We start from the raw sequence: 26306 nt of genomic DNA, 5'->3' as shown, positions 1-26306 counted from the left end.
CCTGGCTGGCGTGACGCTCGGGAACGAAGAATTGACGGACATTCGCAAGCGAGCTAATATTGCTTCTATGTCCCACCTTGCGTTTCCCGCCGCTCGTTATCTCTGCCACGCTGCTGTGAATTCAGCTGCTGTCCGTGGACTACGTCTGGCCGTGTTGGGATGGATGGTGCTTTCGCAGTTCCCGATGCCGGTGGTGCATTCGCACAACACTCTGCGTGACAGTTCGCTCACTTTGCATCTTGCGCGGCATCATCAAAACAGCGTGCCATTGCAACGTCCGAGTTCCCCTTCGCTGTGTGACCGGATGTGCCAAGATCTACATTGGCATCTGTTTTTGCCATGCGATTTTTTGGCTCGTTGCAGCGACGAGATGAATGGGCCACATTCGGGATCGTTTTCTCCGATGGGGCTGTGGGGGGACGACGGCGATTCGACCGTCGACGGCGATTCGGCGGACGAGTGGAGCTCGCTGCACTCCGATGCATTGAGCCACTGGGTCGCGGTTTGCAATTCTGAGGTTGCTATCCCACCACAGGGCGAAACGCTGCCAAGTCATTCTTTTACGCAAACCTATCTTGGCGTGCCTCTATGCACACTAGTTTGCGTTTTGCGGACCTAGTTCGTTCCGCAGTCTCTTGGTGAGCGTCCCTGACGCATGCGCGGCTGTTTCGGCAGCTCGGATTGGCATGTCGTTGGTTTGATTGCCAAGGGCAAACGCCCCAAAAGCATCTATCTCTCTTTCCCTCGCTGCGTCTTTGGATCGTTGCAAGGACACTTTGGCGAATACGAACTAGCGAAATCAAATCATGCAAAAGAAATTGCGATATGCGATCGGGCTTTGCGCTCTCGTCGTCAGTGGTGCCTATTTTCTCTGGCCCCGCTCCGAACCACCGTCGATGGAATCAGCCGATTTGGGGGCAACCGAGATGGATTTTGCGACGGAGTCCGCTGCAGAGATTCGCACCGTCAAATTGTCACCGCCCAAATTGGCCTCGGCGGCAATCCAAGTCGAGACGGTCAAACGCACCGTGCTGCAACCGACCTGCACGTTGTCCGGTCGTTTGGACTATGACCAAAACCGACACGTTTCAATCCGTTCGGCATGCGAAGGAATCCTTACCGAGATTCTGGGCCAACCCGGCAACGAGGTCACGCGTGGGCAAGTGGTCGCTCGTATCATCAGTCCCGAAGTCGGCCAAGCACGCAGCGAGGTACAATCTCGCTTGGCTGCGTTGCAGTTGGCCGAGAATGAACAAATACGTCAATCCGAAATCTGCAATGGCGTCCAAGAGCTTGTCACATTGATTCGCAGCGGCGAATCCCCTGAAAACATTGTGACTGGAATGGCCACCGAGTCCTTGGGCGATTACGGCCGGACGTTGATCGAAGCGTACGCGAGAATGCGTTCGGCCATCGCGATCGCCGACGGATCACGCGAAGCCGCGGATGTCGGCGCGATTGCCGGGCGCATCCAAACCGAACGCGAGCGAGAGAAGCAAACCTCCGAAGCGGCACTCGCGTCCCTGATCGATCAAGCATTGTTCGATGCAAAACAACAGTGCAAACAGTCGGCTGCCGCCGCCGAAGCTGCACAGCGCGACGTGGATATTGCGCTACAGCGGCTCAACGCGCTGCTTGGTCCTGCGGCTCGCGTGGTGACACAAGATTCCTTTAGCCAAGTCAAAAACGACACGCTTTCCAGCGTCGACCTCGTCTCGCCGATCGACGGAACGGTCGAAGAGCGGTTATTGACGGCAACCGAACGCGTCTCGGTCGGCGTGCCCATCTTTACGATCGCAGACACTTCGCACTTATGGGCCGAAGCGGATATTCGTCAAAGCGATTGGGGGGCGATCACGGTGGGGCTCGGGCAAATCGTGACGATCACGGCGCCCGCCATTGCCAACACTTCATTCGAAGGCAAGGTCATCGTGGTCGGCCGCCGTGTGGATGTGGCGACTGGCGCTGCGCCGCTTGTGGCAGCGATCACGTCGTCGGATTCACGATTGCGTCCGGGGATGTTCATTCGCATGATCGTCCCGACCAATGCGGCTCGCGACGTGATCGCGGTTCCGACCAAAGCAGTCGTGGTACACGAGAATCAAACGTTTGTGTTTGTTGCTGACAGTGAATCCGAATTTCGACGCGTGGATGTCACGACGGGCGAACAGCAGAACGAGATGACCGAAATCACGGCGGGGATAAAGGTCGGCGATCAGATCGTGGTCGAAGGTGTCTTTAAACTCAAGAGCGAAATCCTTCTTGCCAGCGAGGAGGAGTAATCGGATGTTACAAAAACTAATCGAATTTTGCCTCGAGAACCGCTTCATCGTCCTGGCCGTCACCTTTTTGATGGCTGTCGCTGGTGTCAAAAGTGCGATCGAATTGCCGATCGATGCGGTGCCCGATATGACCAACGTCCAGGTCACGGTGATCACCGACGCCGGTTCGCTTTCGCCAGTCGAAGTGGAGCAGTACATCACCTATCCGGTCGAATCGACGATGGGCGGATTGCCAAACGTCGCCGAGGTTCGCAGTGTGTCAAAGTTCGGAGTCTCAGTCGTCACCATTGTGTTTGACGAGGGCACTGATATTTATTTCGCTCGTCAAGTGGTTACCGAGCGATTGCCAGCGGCCACCGCCGCGATCCCGCCCGGCTACGGGACGCCGGAATTAGGTCCGCTGACGACGGCGCTGGGTGAAATCTTGCAGTTTGAGGTGCGAGGCGATGACTACACGCCGATGCAATTACGGACGATGTTGGAATGGGAAATTGCACCCAAGTTGCGCGAAGTGCGTGGCGTGACCGAGATCAATACGCACGGTGGTTTCTACAAGACGTTTGAGATTCGCCCTAACCCCGATGCAATGGTCAGCAATAACGTCACGCTCCGTGATCTGTTTAGCCGGGTCGAAGAGAACAATGGATCGACTGGTGGAGGCTACGTCGTGTACCACGATGAACAGAGGTTTATTCGCGGCGAAGCCTTGTTGCAAGACGTGGATGATATCCGCAGTATTGTCGTTCGCCGTAATCAGGACGGCGTGCCGATCTTGTTGTCGGATATTGCCGAGGTCGAGATCGCTCCGATGACGCGGCAGGGCGCCGTCACTCGCGATGGTCGCGGTGAAGCGGTTACCGGATTGGTGATGATGTTGATTGGCGAAAATTCACGTGAAGTGGTCGAGCAAGTGAAGACCCGAATCGACGAGATTGTGCCGACACTCGCCCCCGGCGTTCGACTCGAAATCACCTATGACCGATCCGCGTTGATTGGCCGGACGTTAAAAACGGTGATGAAAAATCTGATCGAAGGGGGATTGCTGGTCATCTTGGTGTTGCTGGTGATGTTGGGCAGTTTTCGAGCCGGATTGATCGTCGCGCTTGCCATCCCGTTGTCGATGTTGTTCGCAGCGAACTTGATGTATGCCACTGCAATTTCGGCGAGCTTGATGAGCTTAGGAGCCATCGACTTTGGACTGATCGTCGACTCGTCGGTGATCATGATCGAAAATTGCATGCACAAACTTTCGCATAACGTGGGCAACGCTCGCAAGCGTGTCGAGGTGATTCGCGATGCCTGTATCGAAGTGCGGAAGCCGACGATGTTTGGCGAACTGATCATTGCGGTGGTGTACGTCCCGGTACTGTTGCTTGAAGGAACCGAAGGGAAATTGTTTCGGCCGATGGCGATGACAGTTTTATTTGCGTTGTTTGGATCGCTGATTCTATCGATGACGTTGATGCCCACACTCGCTGCGATCGCGCTGCCTCGTAATCTGACGGACAAAGATGTCTTTTTCGTTCGCTGGGTCAAAGCGATTTATCGCCCTTTGGTCCATCGTGCCATCGCGGCTCCGGCGCTGACGGCGCTGATCGCGTTGGCAGTGTTTGGTATCAGCGTGCCGGTGGCAATGCGATTAGGAGCGGAGTTCATGCCGCGGCTCGAAGAAGGTGACTTGCTGATCGAAGCCGTTCGGTTACCCAGTGCGACGATCGAAGGGGCAACGCAGATGAGCACCGAGATCGAAACGATCTTGATGAAATTTCCGGAGGTGAAAACGGTCTTTTGCAAAACCGGACGTCCAGAAATTGCCAACGATGTGATGGGAGTTCACCAAACCGACGTGTGGGTGATTTTAAAACCGCATGACCAGTGGCGTGAAGGGACGACACGTGATGATTTGATTGCCGAAATGGACGAGCAGTTAAACGAGCGTGTCGCTGGGGTGGCATTTGGGTTTACCCAGCCAATTGAGATGCGAGTCGACGAATTGGTTGCTGGGGTCAAATCCGATGTCGCCGTGTTGTTGTACGGAAACGACTTGGATGTGTTGGCAAAGAAGTCCAAAGAGATCGAAAGTGTGTTGAAGATGATTCCCGGTTCCGCGGACGTGCGTGCCGATTATCAAGCTAATTTACAAACGTGGTCGATCCGTCCCAACCGCGAAGCGTTGGCTCGTTACGGAATCAACGCCTCGGAGGTTTTGGGAGCAATCGAATCGTTGGGGGGACGTAATGTCGGCACGATCATCGACGGCCGAGCACGTTACCCGATCTTGGTGCGAATCCCCGAAGAGTGGCGAAAGAATGAATCGCTGCTGCGGCAATTGCCTGTCGATTCAGTTGGCGGACGGATTGTACCGTTAGGGGAGCTGGCTGATTTGAAACTCGAAGAAACGCCTCCATCGGTCGAACATGACAACGTGCGGCGACGGACCTTTGTCGCTGCCAACGTTCGCGCCCGAGACGTTGCCAGTTTTGTCGGTGATGCAAAGCAGGCCGTGGCCGAACAAGTCGAGCTTCCAGTGGGCTATGAAATCCGGTGGGGCGGTGACTTCGAAAACTTGCAGTCCGCCAGTCGCCGCTTGCTCGTGATCACTCCGATTGTGTTGCTATTAATCTTTCTGTTGTTACACACGACGTTTCATCGTGTGTCGTTAGCGATGCTGATCTTTATGGCGGTGCCGATGGCGGCCAGCGGCGGCATCTTTGCACTGGCGCTACGTGAGATGCCGTTCAGTATCTCCGCCGGTGTCGGCTTCATTGCATTGTTCGGAGTCGCCGTGCTGAACGGTTTGGTCTGGGTAAGTGCGGCGGAAAATGCCCGCTTGGCGGGTTTGCCGATGGATCAAGTCACCGAGCAGACCGCGCTGAATCGTTTGCGGCCTGTGTTGATGACCGCATTGGTGGCCAGTTTCGGCTTCATTCCGATGGCGTTTTCGACCAGCGACGGAGCCGAGATGCAGCGTCCGCTGGCGACCGTGGTGATCGGCGGTCTGATCACCAGCACGTTACTAACCGGATTTGTGATCCCCGCGATTTACCCTTGGTTTGCCAAGGAAGTTAAGTCTGGCGAGGACGAAGCCAACGTTCCGGCATAGCATGCAATTTGACACGTCGATTGTCGCAGCGTTACGCGCGGCATGGTGGGCATTAATGTTGCTGGTGTACAACCTTGGGCGGCTCTTTTCATGGGGTGGATCTAGCCGGCTAAAGCCGGTACACCAGCGCTGGTGTATAGCCTTTAGGCGATTCTTTTTCGAAGTCCAAAGCCGGCGGTTAAAGCCTGGGCACCAGCGTTGGTGTGCAGCCATTGGTCGGCGTTTTTCATGGGGTGTGCTAGCCGGCTAAAGCCGGTACACCAACGCTGGTGTACAGCCTTTAGGCGATTCTTTTTCGAAGCCCAAAGGCGGTGGTTAAAGCCTGGACACCAGCGTTGGTGTGCAGCCTTGGTCGGCGTTTTTCATGGGCTGTGCTAGCCGGCTGAAGCCGGTACACCAGCGCTGGTGTATAGCCTTTAGGCGATTCTTTTTTTGAGGTCCAAAGACGGTGGCTAAAGCATGGGCACCAACTTTGGTGTACAGCCATTGGGCGGCGTTTTTCATGGGGTGACCTAGCCGGCTAAAGCCGGTACACCAGCGCTGGTGTATAGCCTTCAGGCGATTCTTTTTTCGAGGCCCAAAGACGACGGCTAAAGCCTGGGCAATACTCCTGGCTTACAAAGTCGCGGGATCCCAGTCTTTTCCGTAATCGTAAAGTGGATAGGATTGCCAAAATCGAAATGCTTGCTCACGTCCAACGCTCTCTAAATATTCAGTCGCGTTGCTAAATGGCCAATCGGTCCATTTTTCACAGTACCCATGATGCACGGGGTTGTTGAGAACATAGTTTCGTGACGCATAAAAATGTCCTTCCGACTTCATCGCGGTCTCGGCTGCTTTGCACCAAGTTTGTCGTCCGCGCATGCCGTCCTCGCCGTTCCATTGAAACGATGTGCGGCCATGCAATTTTCCAAGCTGCTTAAACATCCAGTGGAGTTCAACTACATCGCACAATACATGATAGTGATTGGGAAGCACGACCCAGGCGAATAGGGTTCGGGAATGGGATTGCATGAATTCATAGAGTTGCAACGAGAAATCCGCGAGTCGATTGTCAGACCTTCCAATGATCGGAGCGTGTTCGAAGCAGGCTGCGGTGATGAGATAGATGGAAGTGTGGTCGCTTTGAATGTGTGCCGGCGAGTGAACCGGGTGATTGCGTTGACGGCGTTCGGTGAGGATTTTGGACCGCTGCTCTGGCGTCCATTGCCGCCACCGATACATGGCATTGGGATCTTTAGGCATTGGGATGCCTCTTGAATGCAAGAAGGGCGACGTGAGGTCTGTTGCAAGTATTGTATCAGAAGACGGCTAATGGCTGTTTGCCGTCGCTGGTGTATAACCATTGGACGGCTCGTTTCATGGGCTGACCTAGCCGGCTAAAGCCGGTACACCAGCGCTGGTGTACAGCCTTTAGGCGATTCTTTTCCGAGGTCCAAAGGCGGCGGCTAAAGCCTGGACACCAGCGGGGGGTAAAACCATTAGGCGGCTCTTTTCATGGGGTGACCTAGCCGGCTAAAGCCGGTACACCAGCGCTGGTGTACAGCCTTTAGGCGATTTTTTTTCGAGGTCCGAAGACGGCGGTTAAAGCCTGGACACCAGCGGGGGGTAAAACCATTAGGCGGCTCTTTTCATGGGGTGACCTAGCCGGCTAAAGCCTGGACACCAGCGCTGGTGTATAGCCTTTAGGCGATTCTTTTATCGGGTCCGAAGAAATGGCCACAGCCCGGACGCCAATACATCGCCGGACAGACGCACGTCCTTCAATAAATTGCTGCTTGCTCTTACTTCGCTCATTCATTGGCGGTGGCAGTCGTTGACGTCTATCGTCAATAACTTTGGTAGCAACCGCGAATGCGACCAATTTTTAACTCTCGGTTCCGTTACTCTTCGGCACACATTTCCACCGGCATCTCACGTTCGAGCTTGGCGATCTTGCGACGGACCGCTTTTGCTTCCGTCTCTAGCTCTTCGAGTTGCGTGTATAGTTTTTCGAGCGAACGTTCGGGGGACCGCCGCAGGATTCGTTCGAGCATGTCCAACAGCACCAATGCTCGGACGGCCTTCAGCGCCGTCCCTCGCAATCGATACATCCGGGCGACTTGGTTGATCTGAGACAGCCGAACCATTTTCGTGATTCCGGTCGCTCGCAAAAACTGCAGCGAACGCAGGAACGAAACCAGCGGCAATAAAATGATCGCTAGATCCAACCAATGCGTTTTGCAGTAAGCAATCTTCTTCTCTGCGACCGAGACCATCAAGATGAACTCGGCGGCAAAACAGAACCATATCGCTCCGGTGCTGAAGTGCAACGCAAAACGCAGCCATCCGTACTGGGCAACCTGGTTTTTTAGCAGCAATTCAATCAACAACACCGGCATGATCAGCAGGGCGATCCAGATCATCGGCACACTAAAATACCGCTCCAACCGCCGCCGCAATCTCGCGTCCGCCTTCCGCCATCCCATCGTCGGCAGCCAAATTCGGTTGCCCATCTCGACACTGCGCGCACACATTCGTAGCGACGGGCATAGACAAAACGCCAGCGAATAGAGATGCGTCCAGCGGTGCTCGGCGTCCCAGGGGCGGGTGTACCAGTGGTAGATCGATTCAGCGATGACAATCGGCCAAATCAACAACATCACCGCGATTGCTGCGATTTCGCTGCGGCTGATCGGCGGCAACGTGTAAGCGATCACCGTTTCATCGGTGACCGGATCGCGAATCAACGTTTCCTCCATATTGGGAACATCGACCCATAGCACCACCAGCACCGATTGGCAGACCAAAAACGCCAGCGAAATCCAAAACATCGCAGGCGCAGAATGAGCTGCGATCCGGTGTGCAACGGTTTGATGTCGGTTTGGCATGCTGTTTTTTGCGTGAATCGAGTACGTTCGGCTTCACTATCCTAAGGCATCAGGCCACCGATTTCAGGGCGCGAAGGAAATTGGATGATCGAGAGCTCGAACAGGCCCTTGAGGCCTCGTTCGGGTGAGGGCCGACCATGCAAACTAGCCTGCAGTTCGCCTTCACTTGCTCGGACGCGCTCACCCGAGCGATCGCGGAAGGCTCTGCTCGATCTCTCCCCGCTTCGCCGGGAGAGGTGACAAAAATGCACGATCAACAACACCCATTTCGTGTCAAGCATGTTGATCGTCTCGCTTACGCCACACCGCTAACCAAATTCTTCCGCTGCGATATCGCTCCACTGGATCCCAAATTTAGCCAAATACTTCCGTAACCGATCGGCATCGTTCGGCTTCTGCTTGGATTGCCGCGACACTTGGAACAATGTTCGGCCGGCGGCGGAGAGCGATGCGGATTGCGAGCAAACCTTGATCACTTCGGCAAGCGTGGCTTGATCGAATCGATCGAGTCTGGCGATTTGATCCTCTTCAAGCACGGTTCGCAGCACTGCGACATGACTGTCCGGTTTCTCAGATCCATCCCAACTGTGTTTTAGCCGCAAAATTTCTTCCTCGACGACATCGGTTGTGATGCGTCCGCCAGGTGCCAGGGTTGCCATCCGCGTGATCGCTGCATTCAAGTCGCGAAAATTGGCCTTCCACTGCGTTGATGGATCAAGAGCGAACTCGATGAACCGATGGCGTGCCTCTTTGTTAAACGTCACCTTGCGACCATGAGTCGTGGTGAACTTTTGCAATTCAAATTCGATGTTGGGATCGATGTCGTCGCGACGTTGTGCCAATCCTGGCAGCGCGAACGACCATAGGTTGATGCGGGCAAGCAGGTCTTCGCGAAAATTTCCCTTGGCGACTTCTTGCTGAAGATCACGGTTGGTGCCCGCGATCAATTGAAAATCGCTGAAGGTTGCCTGATCCGAGCCGACCGCCAGGAACGTCTTCTCTTCGATCGCTCGCAACAACATCGCTTGTTCGTCGGACCCGAGTTCGCCAATCTCATCCAAAAACAGCACGCCTTGGTCCGCTGATTTTAGTAGCCCCGCACGCTCGGCGGCGGCTCCGGTGAATGCACCTTTGACATGACCAAACAGCGTCGACATCGCTTGATCGCCGCGAATCGTCGCACAATTCACCTCGACCAGCGGGCCGCTTACCTGTTGGCGATGCCGTTTTAACGCAAAGATCTGTTGGGCCAATTGAGATTTCCCCGCCCCGGTCGGGCCACTCAACAGAATCGGTGCACGCGTTGCCAACGACACCTGTTCGATCCGTTCGATCAACTGGTTAAAGGATTGGTTCTTGGTCTCGATCCCCGACTTTAGAAATGACAACCCCTCCTGATGCTCGGCCTGAAACCGGCTGGCCAATTGATCGTAGCGGGATAGATCCAAATCGATCACGCTATAGACCCCGCGAGGATCTTTGCCGCTGCGGTTCGGTGGCGAGGTTTGCAGCAGCGCGGCGGGCAAGTGACGCGACTCGGTCAACAAGAAAAGACAAATCTGAGCCACGTGCGTGCCGGTGGTGATATGCGCGAGGTATTCCTCGTGATCGGTATCAAACGAATAGTCACGTGTGAACTGATGCAGCATCGCGTAGACCTCTTCGAAATCCCATGGATCGCGAAGTTGGTTCCAGTGCAGAAGCACCTCGGTTTCAGGTGAGACCGAGCGAATATCGGCCACCACGCTTTCGGCCAATTTCTCGTGCCGTCGATCACACAGCAATTCGAACCGGTCGACAACTAAATCGGGCTGCTGGCACACCGCAATACTGGGCCGCCACCCCAACCAGCGATCGCCCCGCTTGGCCGGTTGGTCCAATTGGGTGCCCAGAAATCCGATGACGACACGTACTTTATTCATAGATAGAATTATAAGTCACGATATGCAGCGATAGGCATGGCGGTTGGATTTTAGCAGCCGATTTCTGGTGTTTGCGACGTAAGGCGTAATGGAGTAACGGGTTAGAGGTTTCTTTGGACGCTTTGGCATGCCTTGTGCTTTGGTGAAGGAAGTCTCGTGACACGAAGCCGCAAGCACCGTGTTGCGGTTTGTTTTTCTCTGCGAGTCGCCCAGTCGATAAACTGGCCCACTCGCACTACTCTCGACGAAGGAATCGCCATGCATACGACGCTTCACCACCCTGCCCCGACCAAAATGATCGCGACCGGCGAAGCGACTGCGATCTTGCCCACCGAAACGACGCCGCCGATCAAAGTGATTGGAACCGAAGCGATTCGCGAGACCTTTGACGAGGTGTGTTTGCAGCAGGCGATGAATTCGCGGCTCGCACCTGGCGTGACCGATGTCGTGCTGAATCCGGATGCACATCTGGGGTACGGAGCTCCAGTGGGATGTGTGATGGTTTCCCCGACGCACATTTACCCTGGCCCCGTGGGAGTCGACATCAAGTGTTCGATGAGTTTGTTGCAGTTGGATGTGCCCGCGGACGCGATCGAAGACCGACAGACACGCCGTGCACTGATTTCGGCAATCTGCCAACGTACCCCGACTGGTGCTGGCAAAGGGCAGCGAAGCGCCAAGAAGTCTCGCCCAGTGAACCGCACGCTTGGTAAGCAGTTGGTGATCGAAGGCGCCAGTGAAAGCGTGTGCCAGCAACTTGGAATTCCGGTGTCGTGGGCTGAGCGATGCGAAGATTCGTTTCACCTAGGGCATGACGATACTCGTGATGCACTGGGGAATCGTTTGGAGGCATTGCTCGAACAGCGTCACATGAGCAATTTTTCGGACAAGATGAGCCAACTTGGATCGTACGGTGGTGGGAATCATTTCGGCGAGTGCGAAGTGGTTCATGTTGCTGATGATCAACGCTCACGTTCGGTAGCCGAAACGTTCGGGCTGCACGATGGAAAGGTTGCGTTTTTGTCGCATTGCGGATCGCGAGGTTTTGGACACAACTTGGCCTCGGGGCAATTCAAAACGCTTCAGCATAAGTTCAGCAAGTGGGACATCCCGCTGCCTGCGGGTGATCGACAATTGGTTTATGCACCGCTTGGAACAAGCGAGGCCGATGACTATTTGGACGATATGGCGCTGGGCGCCAATTTTGCGACCGTGAACCATTTGTTGATCAACGCTCTCGTACTAGAAGCGTTTCAAGAGGTATTGCCGGGAACGAATGGATCGTTGGTCTATTTCATCAGTCACAATATCGCTCGCAAAGAAATCATGGATAATCGGCCGACATGGGTGCATCGCAAGGGAGCGACTCGCGCATTTCCCGCAGGGCACTATGCGCTTCGTGAAACCCCGTTTGCCGATACCGGGCATCCAATTTTGTTGCCAGGGAATCCACGAGATGGATCGGCCGTGATGGTTGCCGATGCGGGGGCCGAAAAGGCTTGCTTCAGCGTTAATCATGGGGCCGGTCGAACGCTCGGGCGACGGCATGCCAATCGTGTGTTGGATCAAGCCACGATTGACGACGAGTTTGAGCAGAATGACATTCTCAGCAATTGCCGGTTTTATCCCAAGGATGAAGCTCCGGCGGCGTACAAGGATTTCGAGGAAGTGCTGCGATCGGTAAAGACCGCAGGATTGGCAAGCGAGGTGGCTCGATTGAAGGCACGTTTTGTGATCAAGGATGCGAGTAAAGCGGATGATTGAAATTGATGGATCTCAGGGCGAGGGCGGTGGACAAATCCTCCGCTCCTCGCTCGCGCTCGCCGCGGTGACCAAGCAGCCCATCCGATTGGTCCATATTCGGGCGGGCCGCAGGAAACCAGGGCTGATGCGACAACACCTCACCTCGCTGCGTGCGGCGGGTGAGGTTTGTGGTGCGGCGATCGAGGGCGATTCGATTGGATCGCAAGCGGTCACGTTCGAGCCAGGCGAAGCACGTGGTGGCGAGTTTGATTTCAAAGTTGGCACCGCGGGTAGCGCGGTGTTGGTCGCGCAAACCGTGTTGCCTGCGTTGATGCTCGCGGATCATCCGTCGCGAGTGACATTCGAAGGAGGCACTCATAATCCGGCGGCGCCACCGTTGGATTTTTTTCGAGATTCATTTTTGCCGCAACTCAATAAGATGGGAGTCGCCAGCGAATTGGAAACCGAAGCCTACGGTTTTTATCCCGCTGGTGGCGGAAAATTCCAATTGACGCTCACTCCGCAGAGTACTTTGAGAGGGCTGACGCTAACCGAGTGTGACGAGAAAGCATCGCCTCGAGTGACCGCGATTGTCTCGGCAATCCCAAAGTCGGTGGGACAGCGTGAATGTGATACGATCCGGCGAAAAACGAATTGGAACCGCGATTGTTTTCATGTTCATGAAGTGGCACAGCCTCGGGGGCCCGGCAATGTCGTGATAATCCAGTGGTCCGGCCCAAGCGTGACCGAAACGTTCACCGGGTTTGGCAAGGTCGGCGTCAAGGCGGAACACATCGCACGTGGGGTGCTGCGGCAAACGCGATTGCATCTCGCCCGGTCGGTTCCGGTCGGCGAACATTTGGCCGATCAGCTGATGTTGCCGATGGGGTTGGCGGCATCGCAAGGCCAGTCCAGTGCGTTCCGAAGCGGACCCTTGTCACTGCACAGCAAAACGCATCTGGATGTATTGAAGATCTTTTTAGACATCAAGATCGATGTCCAAGAAGACGTCGAGAGCGGATCGGTAACGGTCCGCTTTGGACCCCAGGATTGACGCCTTGCTTCGCTCCCATGCAATCGCCGGAGGCTCTGCTCGATCTCTCCTAAACGTTGTTTGGGAGAGGTGACGCGGTGCAGGTAACCTCTCTCGAGCGAAGCTGGGGAGAGGTCGGCCGGGCCCTGTAGGCCTCGTCCGGGTGAGGGCCGACCGCGCAACCGAGCTTGCACTGAACCGCTGGTTTGCTCGGACGGCCCTCACCCGAGCAATCGCCGGAGGCTCTGCTCGACCTCTCCCAAACGTTGTTTGGGAGAGGTGGCATGCGGCAAGCGACCTCTCCCGAGCGAAGCTGGGGAGAGGTCGGACGGGCCCTATAGGCCTCGTCCGGGTGAGGGCCGACCGCGCAACCGAGCTTGCACTGAACCGCAGGCTTGCTCGGACGGCCCTCACCCGAGCACTCGCTGAAGGCTCTGCTCGACCTCTCCCAAACGTTGTTTGGGAGAGGTGACATGCGGCAAGCCACCTCTCCCGAGCGAAGCTGGGGAGAGGTCGAATGAGCCTTTAGGCCTCGTTCGGGTGAGGGCCGACCGCGCAACCGAGCTTGCACTCAACCGTAGGCTTGCTCGGACGACCCTCACCCGAGCATTCGCCGGAGGCCCTGCTCGACCTCTCCCTAACGTTGTTTGAAAGAGGTGACGCGGTGCAGGTAACCTCTCCCGAGCGCAGCTGGGGAGAGGTCGGACGGGCCCTATAGGCCTCGTCCGGGTGAGGGCCGACCGCGCAACCGATCTTGCACTGAACCGCTGGTTTGCTCGGACGGCCCTCACCCGAGCATTCGCCGGAGGCTCTGCTCGACCTCTCCCAAACGTTGTTTGGGAGAGGTGACATGCGGCAAGCCACCTCTCCTGAGCGTTAGCTGGGGAGAGGTCGGACGGGCCATATAGGCCTCGTTCGGGTGAGGGCCGACCGCGCAACCGAGCTTGCACTAAACCGCTGGCTAGCCCGGACGGCCCTCACCCGAGCAATCGCCGGAGGCTCTGCTCGACCTCTCCCAAACGTTGTTTGGGAGAGGTGGCACGATGCAAACCACCTCTCCTGAGCGTTGGCTGGGGAGAGGTCGGACGGGCCCTGTAGGCCTCGTCCGGGTGAGGGCCGACCGCGCAATCGAGCTTGCACTAGACCGCTGGCTTGCTCGGACGGCCCTCACCCGAGCAATCGCCGGAGGCTCTGCTCGACCTCTCCCTAACGTTGTTTGGGAGAGGTGGCATGCGGCAATCCACCTCTCCCGAGCGTTAGCTTAGGAGAGGTGACGCAGTGCAGGTAACCTCTCCCGAGCGTTAGCTGGGGAGAGGTCGGCCGGGCCCTGTAGGCCTCGTCCGGGTGAGGGCCGACCGCGCAACCGAGCTTGCACTAGACCGCAGGCTTGCTCGGACGGCCCTCACCCGAGCATTCGCCGGAGGCTCTGCTCGACCTCTCCCAAACAAGTTTGGGAGAGGTGACATGCGGCTTCCTTTTCGCTGGCGAAACCACCTGCGACATACACCTGCCGTGAGTCGCAAACGCTATTCGACGGGGAAGCCGCGTTTGCGTAATAACGCGCTGGTATCGACATCGCGACCTCGGAATCGCCGGAATCCTTCGGCTGGATCGATCGTGTCGCCAACGCTCATCACGTTGTCGTGCAAACTTTTCGCGGTCGCTTTGTCATAAAAACTGCCGGCTTCCTCGAACACCTCAACCGCGTCCGCGGTCAATGCGTCGGACCACAGGTAGCTGTAGTAGCCAGCCGAATACGAGTCGCTACTGAAAATGTGGGCGAACTGAGGCGTCCGGTGTCGCATCGGAATCTCGTCCGGCATCCCAATTTCCTTCAGCGTTTGCTTCTCAAATGCATCGGGATCGATCGTGGTCTGGTCGGTGGTGTGCAGCTTCATGTCGACAATCGCACTGGCCAAGTATTCCACCGTGTCAAAACCTTGGTTGAATTTTGAAGCCTTCTTGATTTTGTCCAACAACGCTTGAGGCATCGGTTCGCCAGTTTCGTAATGCACCGCGTATTGGCTAAGCACTTCGGGGGTGTCGAGCCAGTGTTCCATGATCTGGGATGGGAATTCGACGTAATCACGCGCGACGCTGGTGCCGGCTTGCGAGGGGTAATTAACCTTCGAGTTCAAGCTGTGCAGGGCATGCCCGAATTCATGGAACAACGTCACGGCGTCGTCCCACGAGATCAGCGACGGTTTCCCCGCAACCCCTTTGATAAAGTTCGAGTTGTTCGACACGATCGGAGTGATCGGTTTGTCGATATTTTGTTGACTGCGATAATCCATCATCCACGCCCCGCTGCGTTTTCCTTCACGCGCGAATGGATCTAGGTACCACAAACCGACGTGTTTGCCGTCGGCATCTTCGACTTTCCAAACGCGGACGTCGGGATGGAAAACAGGGACATCTTTGATTTCATCGAACTGCAGTCCATACAATTCTCCGGCGGCCCACATCATTGCCTCACGCAGCTTTTCGAGCTGCAAATACGGTTTGACTTCGTTGAAATCGAGGTCGTATTTGTCCTTGCGAACCTTCTCGGCGTAGTAGCGATAGTCCCACGGTGCGATGGTGATGTTGGCGTTTTTCGCATCGGCGATCGCTTGCATGTCGGCCACCTCTTCGCGAACTCGCGCGACCGCTTTGGGCCACACCTTCATCATCAAATCCATCGTCGCGGCCGGTGTCTTGGCCATCGTCGGTTCCAATCGCCATTGGGCATGGTTTTTGTAGCCAAGCAACTTTGCTCGCGCGGCTCGCAAGCTGAGGATTTCCGCAATGATGGCGTTGTTATCGTGGGCGTCGCCGTTATCGCCTCGGTTGTAATAGTTTCGCCAAACCGTTTCCCGCAATTCGCGATTGTCGGCGTACGTCAGAAACGGATCCATCGACGATCGCGTGTTGGTCACAGCCCATTTGTCGGGTTGGTTGCGCTCCTCGGCGGCCGATTTCATTGCTGCAACCACGCTGTCCGGCAATCCGGCCAGATCGGCTTCGTTGTCGATCCAGGTGACATAGCCTTTTTCGTCTTCGAGAACGTTTTGACTGAAATCGGTGAACAGGCGAGCCAACCGTGTATTGATCTGCGACAGCTTGGCTTTGTCGCTCGAGTCCAATTTGGCTCCTTGTCGGACAAAGGTCTTGTAGAGATCGTCGACCAGTCGTTTTTGGGCAACGCTGAACGACTTCATCGCATCGCTTTGGTAGATGGCTTCGATCCGTTTGAACAGCTTTTCGTTTTGATAGATGCTGTCGCGGTATTCGGACAATTTTGGAGCGACCGCGCGTTCAATGTCGGGAATTGGCCCCAGATTCAGATTACTGGTGTGGACATCGAACAACGTTTCGACGCGATCGAGTGTCTTACCCGCCTTTTCCATCGTGACGATCGTGTTTTCGAACGTCGGCGGTTCGCTTTGGTTTGCAATTGCGATGAGCTCATCGCGGGCGATTTGGATCGCGGTTTCAATGGCGGGAAGAAATTCTTCTTGGCGGACTAGATTCCACGGAGGCACGCCACCGTAAGGACCAGTCCATGGTTGCAGCATTACAGAATCCGAACTCATTTCTTTTTTCTCAGCTTTTTTCTCGTCGGTAGTGTCAGCAGCAACCTCGGTCGCCGCCATGCAGGTTGGAACAATTAGACAGACGCCCGCGACCCACGCGAGCAACTTTGGGAATCGGTTTTCGGCGTGATTCACAGAGAATTCCTTGTTTTCAGTCATCATCATGAAGATGCACGTGTGAATTGCATTCGCAGTTATTCTACAATGTCTCCGCCCGGCGTCATCGTCAGTCAAAGGACGTGATTGGTTCTTTAGCCGCTCGCGACGTCGGCCTCGCTACCCCTCCCTCATAAAATACCTTCCAGGAATCTTTACGATGACGTTGCCATCTTCTGCCCGACCAATCTCTCACCGTGTGCGGACGCTCGTGCCGCTGTGCGCCCTCTTTATCACCGCGGTGGCGTGCCCGCAGGGTAACGCGGCCGATCCCGAGCCCAAACAATACGACTTGGTGGTTTACGGAGGCACGTCAGCCGGGGTGATCGCGGCGGTGCAGGCGAAAAAGATGGACAAGTCGGTCGTCATCGTCGGTCCCGACAAACATCTTGGCGGTTTGACCAGCGGTGGACTGGGGTGGACCGATACCGGCAACAAATCCGTGATCGGCGGGTTGTCGCGAGACTTCTATCATCGAATTTGGAAAGCCTATCAACAGCCCGAGGCCTGGGTGCAGCAGAGTCCACAGGAATATGGCAACAAAGGCCAAGGCACACTGGCAATGGATGGCAAGAATCGCACGATGTGGATTTTTGAGCCCCATGTCGCTGAACAAGTCTATGAAGACTATGTGCGAGAGTACGCGATACCCGTTTTTCGCGATGAGTATCTCGACCGAGAGTCCGGAGTCACGATGAAGGACGGACGGATCACCGAGATCCGCATGCTGAGCGGTAAAGCGTATGCCGGCAAAATGTTCATTGATGCCACATACGAAGGCGACTTGATGGCCGCCGCAGGGGTGAGTTACCACGTCGGACGTGAATCTGGATCCACTTATGGCGAAACCTGGAACGGCGTGCAAACCGGGGTGCTACACCACGCGCACCACTTCGGCATCTTGGACAAGCCGGTCAGCCCCTACGTCGTTCCCGGCGATCCAAGCAGCGGTGTTCTGCCTCGCATCAGTGCCGAATCGCCTGGTGAAAAAGGGGCGGGGGATCATCGCATTCAAGCCTATTGCTTTCGAATGTGTTTGACCAATGATCCATCGAATCGGATCCCCTTTGCCAAACCCGAGGGATACGATCCGTCGCAGTATGAATTGATGGTTCGCATTTATGAGGCGGGCTTTGATCAGACGTTTGGTAAGTTTGATCCAATCCCAAACCACAAAACGGATACCAATAATCACGGGCCGATGAGCACCGATAATATTGGGTTTAACTACGAGTATCCCGAAGCTAGCTACGAGAAACGCCGGGAAATCATCAAGGAACATGAAACCTATCAAAAAGGTTGGCTGTATTTCATTGCCAATGACCCGCGTGTGCCGCGGAAAACGCAAGCCGAAATGAGAAAGTGGGGGTTACCCAAAGACGAGTTTGTCGATAACGGCAATTGGTCGCATCAGTTGTATATTCGTGAAGCACGTCGCATGGTGGGCAAATTTGTGATGACGGAGCATGAATTGCTGAAACGCCGGGAAACACCTGAGTCGGTAGGCATGGGATCCTATACGATGGATTCCCATAACGTGCAGCGCTACATCACACCGGAAGGCCATGTGCAAAATGAAGGTGACATCGGAGTCAGCACCAATGGGCCTTATGAAATCGCCTATGGTTCGTTGGTTCCGAAGAAACAGGAATGCAAAAACTTGCTCGTCCCGGTCTGTGTCTCGAGTTCGCATATCGCGTTTGGCTCGATTCGGATGGAGCCTGTATTTATGATCCTGGGACAAAGTTCCGCGACCGCTGCCGTGATGGCAATTGACAAGGACATCGCGGTTCAGGATGTCCCCTACGACCAGCTCCGCGAGCGATTGCAAGCCGATGGTCAAGTGCTGCATTACAAGGGATCGACGAGTCAAGCGGCACGCCAGCGAGTCTATTTGAAAGAATTAGACGGAACGGTCATCGACGATTCCAAGGCGCAGTTGACCGGAACATGGCGACCGAGCACGTCATCATCCAAGTTCGTCGAGCATGGTTACGTGCATGATGACAACGCCGCCGATGGCAAAGCGTCGATTGCGTTTGTGACCACGTTGCCAAAAGCGGGGGAATATGAAGTACGGCTTGCGTATCCCGTGAATTCAAATCGAGCCAGTAACGTCAAGGTGATCGTCGATCACGCGGATGGTTCGACCACGGTTAGCGTGAACCAGAAAGAAGATCCGCCGATCGATTCGCTGTTTGTGTCGCTGGGCAAGTTTCGATTTGATGCGAACCAAAAAGCGAGCGTGCGAATCACGAACGAGGGTACCAACGGTCACGTCGTTGCCGATGCCGTGCAGTGGTTGCCGGTTCGCTGAACGGGAATCAGAAGACGCAGCCAAAGTCGTCTCGACTTTGGCTGCAGGCTCGCGTGGTCCGTGCGAGCAACGTCGTTGCCGCTCCGCGATAAGAAGCAATCCGGTTGCGGCAAAAGTAGATGGCATTGGGCTGACGGCCCTCAGCTCACCGCATCCGTTTTGATCTTAACTAAATCAAGCGGATGCGACGTGCCACTCGTGGATTTAGCGGCTGCCTTTGGCGCGAAGTGGGACCCCGACGGTCTGCGCCATCAAACTAACGTCTTTCCACAGGTTCGCATTGTCGACATAGGCCAAGTCCATTCGCATCCATTCGTCGAACGTATCGGCCTTTTCTTTAGCAACTTGCCAATAACACGTGATGCCGGGGCGAACATCCAAGCGACGTCGATGCCACGGTTGGCAGGCTCGGCTTTCGCTGACCGGAAGCGGACGCGGTCCGACAATTGACATGTCGCCACGAAGGACATTCCAAAGCTGCGGCAATTCGTCGACACAGGTGGATCGTAGCAGTTGTCCGAAGCGTGTCACCCGAGGATCGTTACGCATCTTGAAGGCGGGCCCGTCACGCTCACTTTTGTCACGAAGACTTGCTTGCTGTGATTCTGCGTTGACGACCATCGTCCGCAATTTGTAAATCGTAAATGGGACTCCGTCACGGCCTTCGCGTGATTGCAGAAAGAAGGCAGGGCCACCATCACGTTTGATCACGGCTGCTGCTAACGCGATCACAGGGGCAGCGAACAGCAGTCCGGTGCTTGCCACGGCGACGTCGAACGCTCGCTTGATAATCGAATCAACTTGAAAACTGACGTTGCTAACCCGAGGGGACGCGAGTTCATAGCTTTCGATGGCGTGCGGTGACGTCATTCGCGACCCGCTGCCGACGAACTCGTCGTCGTGAAATCGTCGGCGGTCTCGACCGACGGGGTGTTGGTTGTGCAGTCGTACCTTGGTCCCGCCTGAGTCTTGGTTTCCACCGTCTGCGGATGAGTCATCCGAATCGTCGTGGTTAAACGACTGCGGGTCATAGACGCTGAGTGAGATATCCGTGTTCAGATTCTCGGCGCGGAGCAGTCCGTTCAGGCGGTCCAAGACGATGCGTCCGCCCATCTCCGGTGTATCGACAAGAAGAACGCCGATGGTGAAACGATCGACATGCCCTTTTTCGTCACTCATTCGCACATTGCGGCGAATCAGCTTCGCCAGATTGCGGATATTTTTGGCGGTTCGATGAGTGCCGGTGAGCTCAATTTTTAGGACGCAAAAGGGAATATTGCGTCGCACGGTTCGGGCACGCTCTCGCCCGATTTCTCGATCAAATTCGCGGCCAGTCAAGATCCATGTGTTGATGCGGCGACGTGCTGTGTAGTTGGCCGCTTTACGTGAAATCAGTTTCAACACGGTGTACGTCCAATGGCAGGGGAGGAGATCAAGATGTATTTGTTCAGCGGAGGTTCATCAAGGATGACTGCTGAGTCTGCGTGGCCCAAACCGAGTCGCGTCGGGCGATCTACGTCGGGTTAAAAGATACATGTCTCACTGACTTTGAACAGTGCGACAGATAAACGATTTAGGTGAATGCAAATATTTGCTCAGCAATTTTCACGCAATTTATTAGATCAGAGTCTAATTGCAACTCCTATGATGCCTATCATCTTTTTTGCTCGTCGTACGAAAATCATATTGATTTTACCTGTATTAGAATCGGGCAAAGATGCGATCAGAACGATTACTCACCCGCAGTTAGTGGACGCCAATTGTACGCAGGGTGCGATTTATGGTGCTTAATAGGGCAATGCGTTCGGCCGATTGGAGGTCACAAAAGGATATAGACCCCAATATATTTTTTGGTGTTCGGATATCGTTAATTCGCGAGCAAGCCAGAGCGAGATGTCGTGAAATTCAAGGAGATCGATGTCATGGCGATAATCCTCGAAGCCGGTGCTGCTGCTTTTTCCGAGCATCGACGCGGGTTTGCAGCAATTGACCGTTTCGGATGTGGTGACAATCGATAGATCATCACCCCGTGGCGACAGCAGATGCCGTTGGAAGAAGATTGCAAGAAAAACGGTAGAAGGATTCTTTCAGGGCCGAGCCGACAAGATTTTCGTGAACTTGTTGATTGATAAAGACAGTTGGTAAGTCAACCGTCTTTCCGATGGCGGAGGGCACTGACACAGCGTCCGTGGGATCGTAGCAGTCGCAACGAATGCAGGGATTCTACCGCTTCCCATTGGCAGGTTGCGGGAGGAAGTGTGACCCGTCGTCGTCTGTTTTTTGCGGGACAACAGTACAGGTATTTTGCGAAGAATCGGCGTTGCCGTGACAATTAGCACGGCGAATCGGATGCCTTGAATTCGCTTGGAATTTGAGGTTGTCGTGTCCAATTCGCCAACCATACTTATGGCAATCGCCCATTGGCTTTGTGATCGATCGGGACACGTCGGTGTAATCGCTGTTTGACGACGTAATTACCGGAACCAATCGCATCGCGAGGTGTTGTATCACGGAGGTGAGCTAGGTGCTGATTGAAGGGGGCCTTTCGCAGCGATCGGCGGATTCGCTCGTTTCTGTTTCCCCTTGATCGCAGTCGTGGCGGACGTGTCTTGGATGTCGCCGCTAGTGTTCTGCCCGAATTGTTATTGAGTTCTTGCGATTGATCGAATCTTTCCAAAGGCTCGGCGTTGCAAGAGCCGCATCCGTGAAGAATGACGTTGCCAAATTCCTATTATTCGCGTATCGCCGCCTTTCAACGTGAATGGAAACAGAGTGTCATCGTCCGCACTCCTTTGGCATTGTCAATCGCGGCAGGCGGTCGTAGCCGCGGGGCCGATGCGTTTGGCATCTTGATGTACCATCGTGTCACCGACGCGGTTCGCGGATATCCGTTTCCCACGTTGAATGTCACGCCACAGCGTTTCCGCAGCCAGTTGCAAGGGTTGTTGGATCGGGGGCATCAGGCGTGGCCGCTGCGTCGCGCGCTCGACGCCCATACCGCCGGCGAAGCGATTCCCCGCAACGTGTTTGTCGTGACCTTTGATGACGGTTACGCGAACAACTTCACGCAAGCGTTTCCAATTCTTCGCGAGCTTGGCATCCCTGCCACGATCTTTATCGCCACGGCGTATCTGGACACAAACGAGCCCTTTCCCTTTGAAGATTGGACGCCCGCTGGATTGGACGGAGTTCCCGCTGATTCGTGGCGTCCACTGACGACCGACGAATGCCATGCGATGCTTGACAGCGGCATCATCGAATTGGGCGCCCATACGCACACCCATACGCCGTATCGTCATCAACCCGATCCGTTTCGTGAAGATCTCGAAAAGTCGATGCGGATTTTGTGTGAGCGATTTGGATATCACGATCTGACCTTCGCATTTCCATTTGGCAAACGGCATCATGGTTTGGCTGGACCTACGATGTATCCGGCTGCACGCCAAGCCGGGGTGTTATGTGCGTTGACCACCGAAAACGAATTGGTTTGTCCTGACAGCAATCCATATGACTGGGGGCGGTTTACGGTTTGCCAGGGGGACACCGGGGCGACGATTTCGGCCAAGCTCAATGGATGGTACAGTTTCATCCGAGATGGATGGCGTGGGATCCGGCGGCGTACCCGAGCAATTGGCACAAAAACGACGTGAGATTACCTGCACTATTACGGCGGAACATTTCACCTGCGTCTCCGGACGTGATCAACGATGCTCCTATGCCTGGATCGGATCGATTGCGAAGCGTGTGGCAGAGTCCCAATCTGCGTGGGGGATCGCTGTCGGTATTGGATCAGGGAATTGTTAGTGCTACCAATTTTCTGACCACGGTGATGATTGGCCGTTGGTGTGGTCAAGATGGGCTGGGGATCTACTTTCTCGCATTCAATATTGTTTTGCTTTCGCGAAACATTCAATATCAGTTGGTAGCCGGTCCTTATACCGTTTTCGCTCATCATCGGGCGCCCGGCCAACGGGCGATGTATGACGGCAGCACGCTGGTGCATCAATGCGTTCTGGCGATGGTCGCGGCGGTGACGACGTTGTTGTCGATTCGGTTTCTGATGCCCGAGAGTGACTTGGCCTCCGGCGGAATGCTGCTCGCCGTGCTGACATTGACGCTGCCTTTCATTCTATTCCGCGAGTTCATCCGCCAAGTCGAATTGGCGCATTTGAACCTCGTCAGTGTGGTTTCGATTGATGCGGTTGTCGCGGTCGTGCAGCTTGGCGGGTTGTTGTCGTTGGGATGGTTTGCGGAAGTCAGCGTCGGTCGAGCTTTTTCATTGATTGGTGCCGGATCGTTGTTAGCGGGAATCGGTTGGTTTGTGACGCGACGGCCAAAGTTTGAATTTCACGTGCCCGAGATTTTAGCCGACTGGCGTAAAAATTGGTCCTTTGGCAAATGGGCATTGGCAAGTCATTTGACTGGCAGTTCGATGCCTTACTTGATGCCTTGGATTACAGTGGTAGTGCGTGGCGAAGAGGAAACAGGGATGTTTGCCGCGTGCACGACGTTGATCGGTTTGTCCAATGTCGTGGTGCTGGGGATCGATAGCTTTCTGACCGCACGATGTGCCGCGAGTTTTGCCAGTGGTGGAACGGCCGCACTGAAGGGCATTCTGTGGCGTTTCATGGTGATCTTTTTGGTGCTGATTGGTTTTTTCTGTTTGGCGGTCATTGCGATCGGTGGACCGTTGGTCCAGTGGTTGTACGGAGCCCAATACGCCGGAGCCGGTCCGATCATGGTGCTGTTGGCGTTCAGTGTCTTGGCGCGTTCGATGGGAATTGTCGCCGGTGCGGGAATCTGGGCGATGCATCTGCCCAAAGCCAATTTGATTGCCGATATCCTGACACTCGTCGTCGCCATGGCGGTGACCTATTTCGTGGTTCAGTCGCACGGCGTGCTGGGGATTGCGATGGCAACGTTGGCGGGATCGCTTGTCGGTGCGATCACGCGTGGTACGACGACGCTCTATCTGCTTCAGCGTGTTACCCTCGAAGAAGCGGATGATGCAGTCGCATTAGCCGCGAACCAATAAGGGGGCGATGAAGTGATACAACCTCGACTTGGCTATCTATTGGTCTTGAGCGTTCCGCTGTGTGCGGCGATTGCCACGCCACGTGGGTTGGAGTTCGCGGGGCTCAATTACACCGGTTGGTTGTGGTTGGGAATGTTGGTGTTGGCCGTCTTTTTGATCATGGCCGAAAAGGCCATCTTTCATGACGAACGCTGCGTTAGGTTTCCGGTGATCCCTTGGGCAGCCTTCTTTGGTTTCAACTGGATTTCGCTCATTTGGGCCGATGATTTTGGACCACGCAACATCCAGGACGCGATGCAGGTCAGCATGCCGTTGGTGATGGGGGCTGCCGCCTCGATGTTCTTTGAAACTCGCGAGCAACTGCGTACGCTGCAGCGGATCTTTTTGATGTCGATGCTGCCGCTACTGGTGTCGCTGGTGATTTGGAGGTTGGACCTGATGCCGTCCTTGGACTTTGATACCGGGATGCGTCCGTTGGGATTGACCGTGGGGTTGGTTGGCTGTGTCTTTCTAGCGATGGCACCTCCAAAATATTTCACGGCGGTCGTTGGTTGGGGCGTCAGTTTAGCGGTCTGTTTTGCATCCGGGGGGCGAACGGTGACGTTGTCGATTTTGGCATTGCCGATGTTGCATCCGCGAATCGGTACGAAACTCGGGCGAGTCATTTTAAGCGTGCTGATGTTGGTTTTAGCCGTGGTCGTGTTTCACTCGGATAGTTTCCAGCAACGATTTTTCTATTCAGGAAGCGGGACGCTCGAAGATTTGATGGCAGGTGATGTTCGCGGATCGGGACGGTTCGATGCATGGCCCAAAATCTTTGACCACGCGATGTTGACCCCTTGGCTCGGACATGGCATCGGTTCGGCATACGACTACGTTGCGATCGTTTGGCCCGGAATGAACCATGTGCAAAACGATTACCTGCGCGTCTTCTACGAAACCGGAATCGTCGGCTTCGTCATTTTTATCCTCGTTTCCATTTGGCAGACGCTCAGTTTGTTTAGCCGAGTGCAGTCCAGTACGGGGTTGGTCCAGCAGACCTATCTCGCCGCTTGGTTGGGATGGTTATTGTTTCTGATGAACGCAACCACTGGCAATCCGATCTCCTACAACCTGTGGTTCATGAACCCGTTATTTGTATTGATGGGCGCGGCTTATGGCATTGACGCCTTAGAGTCCCAAGAGTCGTCGTCCGTTTTATCCGATCCTCAAGATAATCTTCATTTCTATGAACAAGCCTGATATATCGATCGTCATTTGCACGCACAAGCGTCCCGACATGCTAAAGGACGCGTTGTCCAGTTTGATTCGTCAAGAGACCGATGGACAATTCACCTATGAAGTGGTTGTGGTCTTTTCATCGTGTCCAATCGAAACGGCGTTGATCGACGAACTGCAGCAACAGACCGATGCACCCTTGCGGGCGGTGATGGAAACGCGGCCGGGGCAAGTGGCGGCGCGTAATCTCGGGCTCGACGAAGCGCATGGCGAGTGGATCGCGAATTTCGATGACGACCAAATCGCAGAGCCCTATTGGTTAAAAGAGTTGTGGAAGACCGCGGTCGAGCACCAATGTGAGTGCGTCGGTGGCGCACTGCAGCTCCGATTTCCCGATGGTTGCGACCGCGAATTGACTCCGAAAATGCAGCGGATGCTTGGTGCCACCGTGCCTTGGGATACCGTGCGTCCCTACACCGACCAGCAAGGCCCCGGTTCGGGCAACCAAATGTTGCATCGCCGCGTGTTTGAAAAGCTTGGCAAATATGACGAATCGTTTACGCTGCGAGGATACGATACCGACATGTATCGGCGAATCCGAATGGCGGGTTTCAAATCGTGGTTCAACCCGCGGGCGCTCGGTTATCATGTGACGCCATCCTCGCGATTGCAGGATGGGTATTTCAAAGAGACGTCGCTGCACAATGGTTGGAGCTTTGCACGACGCGACTATTTGGAACGCGGCTTGGTCAAGACGTTGTTGATCGCGGCGGCCAGGGCGGCTCAATCGGCATTGACCGTTTGGCCTGGGTTGGTGCTGTCGAGGATCATGGGTGGTTCAAACGACAATATTGATCGGCCAATCCAACTTTGGCGAAACGAAGGCTACATTCGTTGTGCGTTTTATACCTTGTCGCCCAAGATGTTCCCGCAACGTCGCTTCTTTGAGCGTTACGAGTTTCGGCCCGAAGTTCGTATGGCGAAGCTGGCGACCGCACCGGCGGCCGCCGAGCCTGTGACCACGCAAGCGTAAGACGGCTTGTTCTTTTCGA

Annotated in this window: 16 protein-coding genes; 11 read left to right on the top strand and 5 right to left on the bottom strand. The window is 55.1% G+C overall.

The features are described 5' to 3' along the window. Nucleotides 1–115 precede the first annotated feature (115 nt). From ABEA92_RS02340 to ABEA92_RS02330, 3 genes are all read left to right on the top strand, one after another. Complete coding sequence (locus ABEA92_RS02340) at nucleotides 116–619, top strand: hypothetical protein (RefSeq protein WP_345682181.1); 504 nt, start codon at nucleotides 116–118, stop codon at nucleotides 617–619. 187 nt (nucleotides 620–806) lie between these two features. After that, nucleotides 807–2282 (top strand): efflux RND transporter periplasmic adaptor subunit, encoded by a 1476-nt coding sequence (locus ABEA92_RS02335; protein ID WP_345682180.1) that lies wholly within the window; start codon nucleotides 807–809, stop codon nucleotides 2280–2282. Nucleotides 2283–2286: 4 nt separating this feature from the next. Then, on the top strand, nucleotides 2287–5385 hold the full coding sequence (locus tag ABEA92_RS02330; RefSeq protein WP_345682179.1) for an efflux RND transporter permease subunit: 3099 nt from the start codon (nucleotides 2287–2289) through the stop codon (nucleotides 5383–5385). A gap of 615 nt (nucleotides 5386–6000) precedes the next feature. Here the strand turns inward: ABEA92_RS02330 and ABEA92_RS02325 are convergent. From ABEA92_RS02325 to rtcR, 3 genes are all read right to left on the bottom strand, one after another. Further along, on the bottom strand, nucleotides 6001–6630 hold the full coding sequence (locus ABEA92_RS02325) for a hypothetical protein (RefSeq protein ID WP_345682178.1): 630 nt from the start codon (nucleotides 6628–6630) through the stop codon (nucleotides 6001–6003). 638 nt (nucleotides 6631–7268) lie between these two features. Then, nucleotides 7269–8255 carry a potassium channel protein gene (locus ABEA92_RS02320; protein ID WP_345682177.1) on the bottom strand — a complete coding sequence of 329 codons (987 nt, stop codon included), beginning with the start codon at nucleotides 8253–8255 and terminating at the stop codon, nucleotides 7269–7271. A gap of 308 nt (nucleotides 8256–8563) precedes the next feature. Continuing rightward, nucleotides 8564–10177: an RNA repair transcriptional activator RtcR gene (gene rtcR / locus ABEA92_RS02315; protein WP_345682176.1), complete on the bottom strand. Its 1614-nt coding sequence runs from the start codon at nucleotides 10175–10177 to the stop codon at nucleotides 8564–8566. Between the two features lie 258 nt (nucleotides 10178–10435). On the opposite strand from rtcR, the gene ABEA92_RS02310 reads away from it, so the two are divergent. Both ABEA92_RS02310 and rtcA read left to right on the top strand, forming a co-directional pair. Then, entirely contained in the window at nucleotides 10436–11941 is a 1506-nt protein-coding gene (locus ABEA92_RS02310; protein ID WP_345682175.1) for an RtcB family protein, read from the top strand. After that, nucleotides 11934–12974, top strand: coding sequence for an RNA 3'-terminal phosphate cyclase (gene rtcA, locus ABEA92_RS02305; protein ID WP_345682174.1), 1041 nt, complete (start codon nucleotides 11934–11936; stop codon nucleotides 12972–12974). Before ABEA92_RS02310 ends, rtcA begins: the two co-directional genes overlap by 8 nt. Nucleotides 12975–14479: 1505 nt before the next feature. Here the strand turns inward: rtcA and ABEA92_RS02300 are convergent. After that, complete coding sequence (locus ABEA92_RS02300; protein ID WP_345682531.1) at nucleotides 14480–16690, bottom strand: M3 family metallopeptidase; 2211 nt, start codon at nucleotides 16688–16690, stop codon at nucleotides 14480–14482. 154 nt (nucleotides 16691–16844) lie between these two features. Between ABEA92_RS02300 and ABEA92_RS02295 the strand changes: the two genes are divergently transcribed. Next, nucleotides 16845–19001: an FAD-dependent oxidoreductase gene (locus ABEA92_RS02295; RefSeq protein WP_345682173.1), complete on the top strand. Its 2157-nt coding sequence runs from the start codon at nucleotides 16845–16847 to the stop codon at nucleotides 18999–19001. A 204-nt stretch (nucleotides 19002–19205) separates the two neighbouring features. Here the strand turns inward: ABEA92_RS02295 and ABEA92_RS02290 are convergent, their stop codons facing one another. Further along, complete coding sequence (locus ABEA92_RS02290) at nucleotides 19206–20405, bottom strand: sugar transferase (RefSeq protein ID WP_345682172.1); 1200 nt, start codon at nucleotides 20403–20405, stop codon at nucleotides 19206–19208. A gap of 177 nt (nucleotides 20406–20582) precedes the next feature. Between ABEA92_RS02290 and ABEA92_RS02285 the strand changes: the two genes are divergently transcribed. The 5 genes from ABEA92_RS02285 (at nucleotide 20583) to ABEA92_RS02265 (ending at nucleotide 26287) form a co-directional block, all read left to right on the top strand. Continuing rightward, nucleotides 20583–20792 (top strand): hypothetical protein, encoded by a 210-nt coding sequence (locus ABEA92_RS02285; protein ID WP_345682171.1) that lies wholly within the window; start codon nucleotides 20583–20585, stop codon nucleotides 20790–20792. A 926-nt stretch (nucleotides 20793–21718) separates the two neighbouring features. Further along, nucleotides 21719–22651, top strand: a complete 933-nt coding sequence (locus tag ABEA92_RS02280) for a polysaccharide deacetylase family protein (protein WP_345682170.1) — start codon at nucleotides 21719–21721, stop codon at nucleotides 22649–22651. Nucleotides 22652–22716: 65 nt separating this feature from the next. After that, nucleotides 22717–24036, top strand: coding sequence for a lipopolysaccharide biosynthesis protein (locus ABEA92_RS02275; RefSeq protein WP_345682169.1), 1320 nt, complete (start codon nucleotides 22717–22719; stop codon nucleotides 24034–24036). Between the two features lie 12 nt (nucleotides 24037–24048). Then, a complete protein-coding gene (locus tag ABEA92_RS02270; protein ID WP_345682168.1) occupies nucleotides 24049–25278 on the top strand; it encodes an O-antigen ligase family protein in 1230 nt (409 codons plus the stop codon). After that, a complete protein-coding gene (locus ABEA92_RS02265) occupies nucleotides 25265–26287 on the top strand; it encodes a glycosyltransferase family 2 protein (RefSeq protein WP_345682167.1) in 1023 nt (340 codons plus the stop codon). The genes ABEA92_RS02270 and ABEA92_RS02265 overlap by 14 nt, the downstream gene beginning before the upstream one ends. Nucleotides 26288–26306 lie beyond the last annotated feature (19 nt).

The sequence above is a fragment of the Novipirellula caenicola genome, assembly GCF_039545035.1.
Lineage (GTDB): Bacteria > Planctomycetota > Planctomycetia > Pirellulales > Pirellulaceae > Novipirellula > Novipirellula caenicola.
Note: the sequence above shows the minus strand (reverse complement) of the source record. Positions and strands in the feature narration are given on the sequence as shown.

Excerpts from the sequence above, each read along its gene's own strand:
- ABEA92_RS02335 (WP_345682180.1), top strand. The coding sequence starts at position 807 with ATGCAAAAGAAATTGCGATATGCGATCGGGCTTTGCGCTCTCGTCGTC.
- ABEA92_RS02330 (WP_345682179.1), top strand. The coding sequence starts at position 2,287 with ATGTTACAAAAACTAATCGAATTTTGCCTCGAGAACCGCTTCATCGTC.
- ABEA92_RS02325 (WP_345682178.1), bottom strand. The coding sequence starts at position 6,630 with ATGCCTAAAGATCCCAATGCCATGTATCGGTGGCGGCAATGGACGCCA.
- ABEA92_RS02320 (WP_345682177.1), bottom strand. The coding sequence starts at position 8,255 with ATGCCAAACCGACATCAAACCGTTGCACACCGGATCGCAGCTCATTCT.
- rtcR (WP_345682176.1), bottom strand. The coding sequence starts at position 10,177 with ATGAATAAAGTACGTGTCGTCATCGGATTTCTGGGCACCCAATTGGAC.
- ABEA92_RS02310 (WP_345682175.1), top strand. The coding sequence starts at position 10,436 with ATGCATACGACGCTTCACCACCCTGCCCCGACCAAAATGATCGCGACC.
- rtcA (WP_345682174.1), top strand. The coding sequence starts at position 11,934 with ATGATTGAAATTGATGGATCTCAGGGCGAGGGCGGTGGACAAATCCTC.
- ABEA92_RS02300 (WP_345682531.1), bottom strand. The coding sequence starts at position 16,690 with ATGATGACTGAAAACAAGGAATTCTCTGTGAATCACGCCGAAAACCGA.
- ABEA92_RS02295 (WP_345682173.1), top strand. The coding sequence starts at position 16,845 with ATGACGTTGCCATCTTCTGCCCGACCAATCTCTCACCGTGTGCGGACG.
- ABEA92_RS02285 (WP_345682171.1), top strand. The coding sequence starts at position 20,583 with ATGCAAATATTTGCTCAGCAATTTTCACGCAATTTATTAGATCAGAGT.
- ABEA92_RS02275 (WP_345682169.1), top strand. The coding sequence starts at position 22,717 with ATGCCTGGATCGGATCGATTGCGAAGCGTGTGGCAGAGTCCCAATCTG.
- ABEA92_RS02265 (WP_345682167.1), top strand. The coding sequence starts at position 25,265 with ATGAACAAGCCTGATATATCGATCGTCATTTGCACGCACAAGCGTCCC.